Genomic DNA, 7,034 nt, shown 5'->3' with positions numbered 1-7,034 from the left:
AGATCGGGGCCAGGGTCTCCTATCACTCCAGGAAGTGGCACGTTCACGTGGCCTCGGCCTTCCCTTTGGCCCATTACTACCGGGCAGTTTTCGGCTATGGCTGATGAGGGGCTGCAAGCGGTGTTGGGCCCGGAGGAGAAGGGATCATTGTGCCCCAAAATGGAGAAACCCCTTTATTCACGGTGGATTTGGATGGAAGGGGTGCCTAAGAGGGTATCTTTTTACGGTCTTTATGGACTTCTTGGCGGGAGACACCGCAGAGGAAGAAAATTAGGCCTTATTTTGCTAAAAGGAGAGCGTTGCCGCATAATTCCGGATACTTACAGTCCAACTGGTTTGCAGCTATCATCAACTTTGTCGTGCCGAATGGAAGGAAAGGGCATAAATATGCGCATTAGCGATGAAAACAGGGCTTTGCAGCAGATGGCGCGGGAGTTCGCTGAGAAGGAGATCCGTCCCATCGCAGCGGAAAGGGACAAGATCACCAACCCGAAGGAAACCTTCAGCTGGGAGCTGGTGAAAAAGGGCTCCGCCCTGGGCTTGCGTACTCTGGCCGTACCCGAGGAATTCGGCGGGCCCGGAGTCGACCTTATGGGGCAAGTGCTCGTGATTCTCGAGTTGGCGCGCGCGGATGGGGGCGTGGCCAAGACCTTCAGTCAGTGCTGGAAGTGGACCCCCATGATCGCCAAGCTCGCCAACGATGAACAGCGCAAGCGCTTCCTCCCTCTGTTCATGAATGACGATACCTATCTTCTCGCCATGGGAGGCTCGGAGCCCGATGCGGGCTCCGACAACCGCATACCCCCTCCGGGTTATCCGAAGGCGGGGTGGAAGACTTCCGCGGTCCGCAAGGGTGACAGCTGGGTGCTCAACGGCATGAAGCATTTCATCGCCAATGGTGGTGTGGCCAGTCTTTATATTATCCGTACGCGGACGAATCCGGATGTCCCCATCACCGAGGGGACGACGATGTTTTTCGTCCCGAAAGACACCCCTGGGTTCAGCATTGGCCGGACGCACGACAAGATCGGTTGGCGCTTCTATCAGAACGCCGAGCTCATCTTCCAGGATTGCCAGGTTCCCCATGCGAATGTTCTCGGAGAGGTGAACAAGGGGAAGGGCTCAGGTTCAGAAAGGTACGTCAGCTTCAACGATGTCGAGCTGGCCGCCAATGTTCTGGGGATCGCACAGTCAGCTTTCGAATACGCCCTTGACCACGCCCGCAACCGCATCCAGGGCGGGAAGCCGATCATCGAGCACCAGGCCATTGCCCTCAAGCTGGCAGATATGCACATGCGTCTGGAGGCAGCCCGGAGCTATTTGTTCAACGTAGTGGAAAACGCGGAAAACGCGGGCGAGGAGTTTGAATCTTCTTCGAAACAGTTGATGAAGGTGTTTGCCACCGAGGCGGCTATCTCTGTTGCCCAAAATGCGGTGGAGATATTTGGCGGATCAGGCGTCATGCGGGACGCACCGGTGGAGAAGTTGCTCCGCGATGTCGCGATCTTCCCTCACCTGGCGGCTGATTCGGTCATGAAGCTGAGGGCGGCCGCAAAGCTGCGGTAAGTCCGTACCCTGACCCAGCCGCTTGAAGAATGTATGGCGCTGCGGCTCAGCTGGAAGTCCACTATCAGGCGGGCGGGAGGCATCTGCCCATCGTCATGCGGAATCGCGCGGCTTGGACCGCGATCTAATTGTTAGAACCCAGAAAATACTTGTTCAAACCTTCGAGATTCTTCATGAATCTTTTTGCCAAATGCGGCACGATACTTTTCCATCAAAGTTGTGTTACCTCTCTGGAACACTCCGGCTATGTGATCTGGAATTAAAAAGCAGTGGTTCCTCGTCCTCATGTGTCAATCTGGCCTCAAATTCCGGAGCAAATCCCAGTTCTGTTAGTCTTCCTTTCGAGAGACGTTCAATCGATGTTTTCAAGATATATTGGGCATCTTGATTTTGAATGTCCTGATCAAAAACAAACTCAACTATGACGGGGTATTTCGAATCGGAATTAACCACTTCCCCGCCACCATATACTGTTTGTAGATAGCGCGGAATTACGTAGCTTCCACCGCCGAGTATCATCGCCTTGACAAACTCATTCACAAAACTTGGGATGTTTTTGAACGCGCTTGCCCTTTCATCTCCTTCTTTTTCAAGTCGTTCGATCTCATTATTGGCATCTCGAAAATACTGGGAAAACTCAGAGGATTTCGTATTTATTTGAAGAACAACTATCGCGATCTCCTTGTCTGACAAACTCGCAATCAAATTCGATATGTCTTCCCTTTCATTTTTTCCAGATTCGCTCCACTTCTTTCGATCAAAAAATTGGTTTCGAATTTCCTCAACATCAGACGTAGGAACCGCAATTCCGCACACTGTAAGAATCTCGTCCGTTTCAGGCCTATCGCCTCCAAAACGCCCTGAGACATCTACGAACACTGATAGATTTTGCATGTTCTTCACCAACACCTTGGAAGGGGCCTATGACCTTCGTGAAACCACCAAATTCTTAACTTCCATGCATCCATCCGCAACCTATACGCAACCGAAAGAAAAAGGGGTCACGGCCAGAAGCCGCAACCCCTTGAATTTTTTGGTAGCGGGGGCGGGATTCGAACCCGCGACCTTTGGGTTATGAGCCCAACGAGCTACCAGACTGCTCCACCCCGCATCGTCTGCTCTCTGTCTATCCGACTCATGGCGATTCGTCAAGGGAGCCGGGGGAAATCCGGCGAACCGGAATGACTGGCAAAAAGGATGTGGGGGGCTTTATCTGTCCTTGCCGGGAGGGAGCAGCTCATAGACCGTCTCCCCCGGCTTGACCAGCCCGAGATCCTCGCGCGCGATGCGCTCGATCGAGGTGAGATCGTTCTTCAGGGAGTGGACATCCTGCCGGAGACGGCGGTTGCCCTGGCGGAGGGTGGCGATCTCGGCTTCGAGCGTCTCGATACGCTGCTGGTTGACGAGGACCGCGAGGTAGCCGTCCCGCCCGAAGATCGCGCCTCCAGCGAGCAGGGCGCTCAACCCCAGGGCGCCCCACAGGAGGAGCCGCGCGGAGCGGACCTTCTCTTTCGGCTTTTTCGGCAATTCGTCCGGTTCCTGGGGGCGGAGGAAAAAACCTACAGGGCGGCGAAGGCTCCCCGGGCGGCGGAGAGGGTCATTTCGATATCGGCCTTCGTGTGGGCGGCGGAGAGAAAACCGACTTCAAACTGGCTCGGCGCCAACGCCACCCCACACCGGAGCATCTCGCGGAAGAACTTCGCGTAGCGCTCCGTGTCCGACTTCCGGGCGTCCGCGTAATTGTACACCGGACCCTCCTGAAAAAACGAGCAGAACATCGAGCCGCACCGCACGCTCCAGAGCGGAACGCCCGCCTCGCGGGCGGCGGCGGCGATTCCCTCTCCCAGCTGGGCCACCGGGTCCTCAAGCGCCTCGGGGAGGTTCCGCTCCGCCATCTCCTGCAGCGTGGCGATCCCCGCTGTCATGGCCAGCGGATTTCCCGAGAGGGTCCCCGCCTGATAGACCGGCCCCAGGGGGGCGACGCACGCCATCACATCCTTGCGCCCGCCGTAGGCGCCGACCGGAAGACCCCCGCCGATCACCTTCCCGAGGGTGGTCAGGTCCGGGCGGATACCGAATCTCTCCTGCGCCCCCCCGAGGGCGACGCGGAAGCCCGACATCACCTCATCGAAGATGAGGAGTGCACCCGACTTTTCGGTCTCCTCGCGGAGCGCCTCGAGAAAACCCTCCCGCGGGAGGATGAGCCCCATGTTTCCCGCCACCGGCTCGACGATGATCGCGGCGATGCTCTTCCCCTCGCGGGAAAACAGATCGCGCACCGCCTCAATGTCGTTGTAGGGAAGGGTCAGCGTGTTGCGGGCGTAGTCCGCCGGCACCCCGGCGCTGTCCGGCACCCCGAGAGTCGCGCCCCCGCTTCCCGCCTTGACCAGCAGGCCGTCAGCGTGGCCATGGTAGCAGCCCTCGAACTTGACGACGCGATCGCGCCCTGTGAAGCCGCGTGACACCCGGATGGCCGACATCGTGGCCTCGGTCCCCGAGTTGACGAACCGGAGGAGCTCCATCGAGGGATAAGCCTTCCGCACCAGCTCGGCCAGCTCGGTCTCGAGCGCGGTCGGCGCGCCGTAGCTCGTCCCCCGGCTGATGGCCTCCTTCAGCGCCTCCACCACGCGGGGAAAGGCGTGGCCGAGGATGAGCGGCCCCCAGGAGAGGACATAGTCCACATACTCGTTTCCGTCCGCGTCCCAGATGCGGCTCCCCGCCGCACGGTCAACGAAATAGGGCGTCCCGCCGACCGAGCCGAAGGCACGGACCGGGCTGTCCACCCCGCCGGGGATAACCCTCTGCGCCGCGCGGAAGAGTTCTTCGGATCTCTTTTGTCCGCTCAAGACAGGTACCTCCCCGTCAGAAGTTTCAACCGCTCGCGCGTTTCTTTCGGAATCGCCTTCGGGTCGGTGATGATGGCGCCCGCCAGCGAGCCGGCGAAGGGGCTCTTTCCCTCGATCCTGGAAACTGCGCCGGTGATCACCCGCTGGGCCAGCTCGACGTTCCGGTGGAGAAGCGCGATGATCGCCTCAACGTTCGCCGCCTCCTCCTCCTCGTGCCAGCAGTCGTAGTCGGTGGCGAGGGCCAGCGTCGCGTAGCTGAACTCCGCCTCGCGGGCAAGCTTCGCCTCGGGCATGTTCGTCATGCCGATGACCGAGGCCTTCCAGTCGCGGTAGCGGAAGCTCTCGGCCCGGGTGCTGAACTGCGGCCCCTCCATGCAGACGTAGGTACCGCCCGCGTGCACCGTCGCGCCCGCTTCCCGGGCGGCTTCGAAGAGAATCCCGCTGAGCCGGGCGCACACCGGATCGGCCATCGAGACATGCGCGACGAGCCCGTCGCCGAAGAAGGTGCTCGCGCGGGTCTTCGTCAAATCGATGAACTGATCGGGGATCACCAGATGGCCCGGCACGATCTCCTCGCGCAGGCTGCCGACGGCGCTCACCGAGATGATCCATTCGCACCCGAGCTGCTTGAAGCCGTGAATGTTCGCCCGGAAGGGAATATCGCCCGGAAGAAAGACGTGGCCCCTTCCGTGCCGGGGGAGAAAAGCGACCCGCTTCCCCGACAAGGTGCCGATCACATAGGGAGCCGATGGGCGCCCGAAGGGGGTTTCGAGCGCAACCTCCTCCACATCCTCCAGCGATTTCATGGCGTAGAGGCCGCTTCCGCCGATAACGCCGATCTCTGCCTGGCTCAAATCGATCCCCTCGTCTCTGTTGCGGCCTTCAACAGCCCCCGGGCGAGCAGAAGCTCCGCAATCTGGATGGCGTTCAGGGCGGCCCCTTTCCGAAGGTTGTCCGCCACCACCCACAGGTTCAGCGTATTTTCCCGCGAGGGATCGCGCCGGATGCGCCCGACGAAAACCGGGTCCGCCCCGTCGGCGCGGATCGGCATCGGGTAGGCGCCCTGCTCCGGGTTGTCCACCACCTCGACTCCCGGGGCGGCGGCCAGAAGATCACGGGCCTCCTCGGGAGAGATGTCGCGCTCGAATTCCACGTTCACCGATTCGGAGTGCGCATTGTAGACCGGAACCCGCACGCAGGTCGCGCTGACCGGAAGATCGGGCGCACCGAGTATCTTGCGCGTCTCGTCCACCATCTTCTGCTCTTCCTTCGTCGCGCCGCCATCGAGAAAGACATCAATCTGCGGCAGGCAGTTGAAGGCAATGGGATGCGGGAAAACCTGGGGGACGCTCTCGCTTCCCTTTTCGACCTGATCGCGCAGCTCCTCGATCGCGCTCTGGCCCGCCCCGCTGACCGCCTGGTAGGTGCTGACGACAATCCGGCGGATGCGGGCGGAATCGTGCAGCGGCTTGAGCGCCACCACCATCTGGATCGTCGAGCAGTTCGGGTTGGCGATGATCCCCCGGTGCGCAGCCGCCGCATCGGGGTTTACTTCGGGGACGACGAGCGGTACCTCGGGGTCCATGCGGAAGGCGCTCGAGTTGTCCACGACGACCGCGCCCGCCTTCACCGCAGCGGGAGCGAACTCAAGCGAACACGCCCCGCCCGCGGAAAACAGCGCGAGCTGCACCCCCTCGAAGGCATCCGGCGCCAGAAGGCGCACCTCGAGCTCGCCCCCGGCGTAGGGGACCTTCTTGCCGACGCTCCGCTCGCTCGCGAGCGCCACCACCTCGCTCGCCGGAAACTTCCGCTCGGCGAGTATCTTCAGCATCTCCCGGCCCACCGCGCCGGTCGCACCGGCCACGGCGACGCGCATGCCGCCCATCACTTCCCTCCGAGGAGTTCCTTCACCCGGCCGCCCATCTCGGCGCAGCCCACTTTCTTCATCCCGTCCGTATAGATATCGGCCGTGCGGTAGCCTTCCTCAAGCACTTGGGCCACGGCGCTCTCGATCGCCTCGGCCGCGTCGGCCCGCTTGAGCGAATAGCGGCAGAGCATGGCGGCGGACATGATGGCGGCGATGGGGTTCGCCACATCCTGCCCCTCGATGTCGGGCGCGGTGCCGTGCACCGGCTCGTAGAGCCCGAAGCCGGACTCGTTGAGATTGGCTGAGGCGAGCATCCCAATCGAGCCGGTCAGCATCGAGGCGGCATCGCTCAGGATGTCTCCGAACATGTTGCCGGTCACGATCACGTCGAACTGCAGCGGATTGCGGATGAGCTGCATCGCCGCGTTGTCCACGTACATGTGGGAGAGCTCGACATCGGGATACTCCTTCCCGACGCCCGTCGCCACCCGCCGCCAGAGACGGCTGTTGTCGAGGACGTTTTCCTTGTCCACCGAGCAGAGCTTGCCCCTCCGCACCCTGGCCATCTCGAAGCCCATCCGCACGATTCGCTGAATCTCGGGCGTCGTGTACACCATGGTGTCCACCGCCCGCTCGTTGCCGTTCCCGATGTTATCAATCCCGCGGGGCTTGCCGAAGTAAATGCCGCCCACCCCCTCGCGCACCACCAGAAGGTCGAGCCCCCGGACGGCCTCGGGCCGCAGGGTGGAGGCCTC

At 61.2% G+C, this 7,034-nt stretch carries 7 protein-coding genes and 1 tRNA gene; 1 reads left to right on the top strand and 7 read right to left on the bottom strand.

Annotation, left to right across the window (positions count from 1 at the left end; translation table 11 throughout):
* The first annotated feature begins 387 nt into the window (after positions 1 to 387).
* Positions 388 to 1,566, top strand: coding sequence for an acyl-CoA dehydrogenase family protein (locus O2807_09960; protein ID MDA1000818.1), 1,179 nt, complete (start codon positions 388 to 390; stop codon positions 1,564 to 1,566).
* Between the two features lie 222 nt (positions 1,567 to 1,788).
* Here O2807_09960 and O2807_09955 read toward each other — a convergent pair whose 3' ends face one another.
* From O2807_09955 to O2807_09925, 7 genes are all read right to left on the bottom strand, one after another.
* Entirely contained in the window at positions 1,789 to 2,469 is a 681-nt protein-coding gene (locus tag O2807_09955) for a hypothetical protein (GenBank protein ID MDA1000817.1), read from the bottom strand.
* A gap of 131 nt (positions 2,470 to 2,600) precedes the next feature.
* Positions 2,601 to 2,677: transfer RNA gene (locus tag O2807_09950), tRNA-Met, on the bottom strand.
* A gap of 98 nt (positions 2,678 to 2,775) precedes the next feature.
* Positions 2,776 to 3,093 (bottom strand): septum formation initiator family protein, encoded by a 318-nt coding sequence (locus O2807_09945; protein MDA1000816.1) that lies wholly within the window; start codon positions 3,091 to 3,093, stop codon positions 2,776 to 2,778.
* Between the two features lie 32 nt (positions 3,094 to 3,125).
* On the bottom strand, positions 3,126 to 4,412 hold the full coding sequence (gene hemL / locus O2807_09940; GenBank protein MDA1000815.1) for a glutamate-1-semialdehyde 2,1-aminomutase: 1,287 nt from the start codon (positions 4,410 to 4,412) through the stop codon (positions 3,126 to 3,128).
* Positions 4,409 to 5,266: an S-methyl-5'-thioadenosine phosphorylase gene (gene mtnP / locus O2807_09935; protein ID MDA1000814.1), complete on the bottom strand. Its 858-nt coding sequence runs from the start codon at positions 5,264 to 5,266 to the stop codon at positions 4,409 to 4,411. Before mtnP ends, hemL begins: the two co-directional genes overlap by 4 nt.
* Positions 5,263 to 6,297 (bottom strand): aspartate-semialdehyde dehydrogenase, encoded by a 1,035-nt coding sequence (locus O2807_09930; GenBank protein MDA1000813.1) that lies wholly within the window; start codon positions 6,295 to 6,297, stop codon positions 5,263 to 5,265. Before O2807_09930 ends, mtnP begins: the two co-directional genes overlap by 4 nt.
* The coding region (locus O2807_09925) for a 3-isopropylmalate dehydrogenase (GenBank protein MDA1000812.1) at positions 6,297 to 7,034 on the bottom strand (738 nt) is incomplete at its 5' end. The genes O2807_09925 and O2807_09930, both read right to left, overlap by 1 nt.

The organism is bacterium, assembly GCA_027622355.1.
Classification (GTDB): domain Bacteria; phylum UBA8248; class UBA8248; order UBA8248; family UBA8248; genus JAQBZT01.
The sequence above is the reverse complement of the archived record's forward strand: the minus strand, read 5'-3'. Positions and strand labels throughout refer to the sequence as shown.

Excerpts from the sequence above, each read along its gene's own strand:
- O2807_09960 (MDA1000818.1), top strand. The coding sequence starts at position 388 with ATGCGCATTAGCGATGAAAACAGGGCTTTGCAGCAGATGGCGCGGGAG.
- O2807_09930 (MDA1000813.1), bottom strand. The coding sequence starts at position 6,297 with ATGGGCGGCATGCGCGTCGCCGTGGCCGGTGCGACCGGCGCGGTGGGC.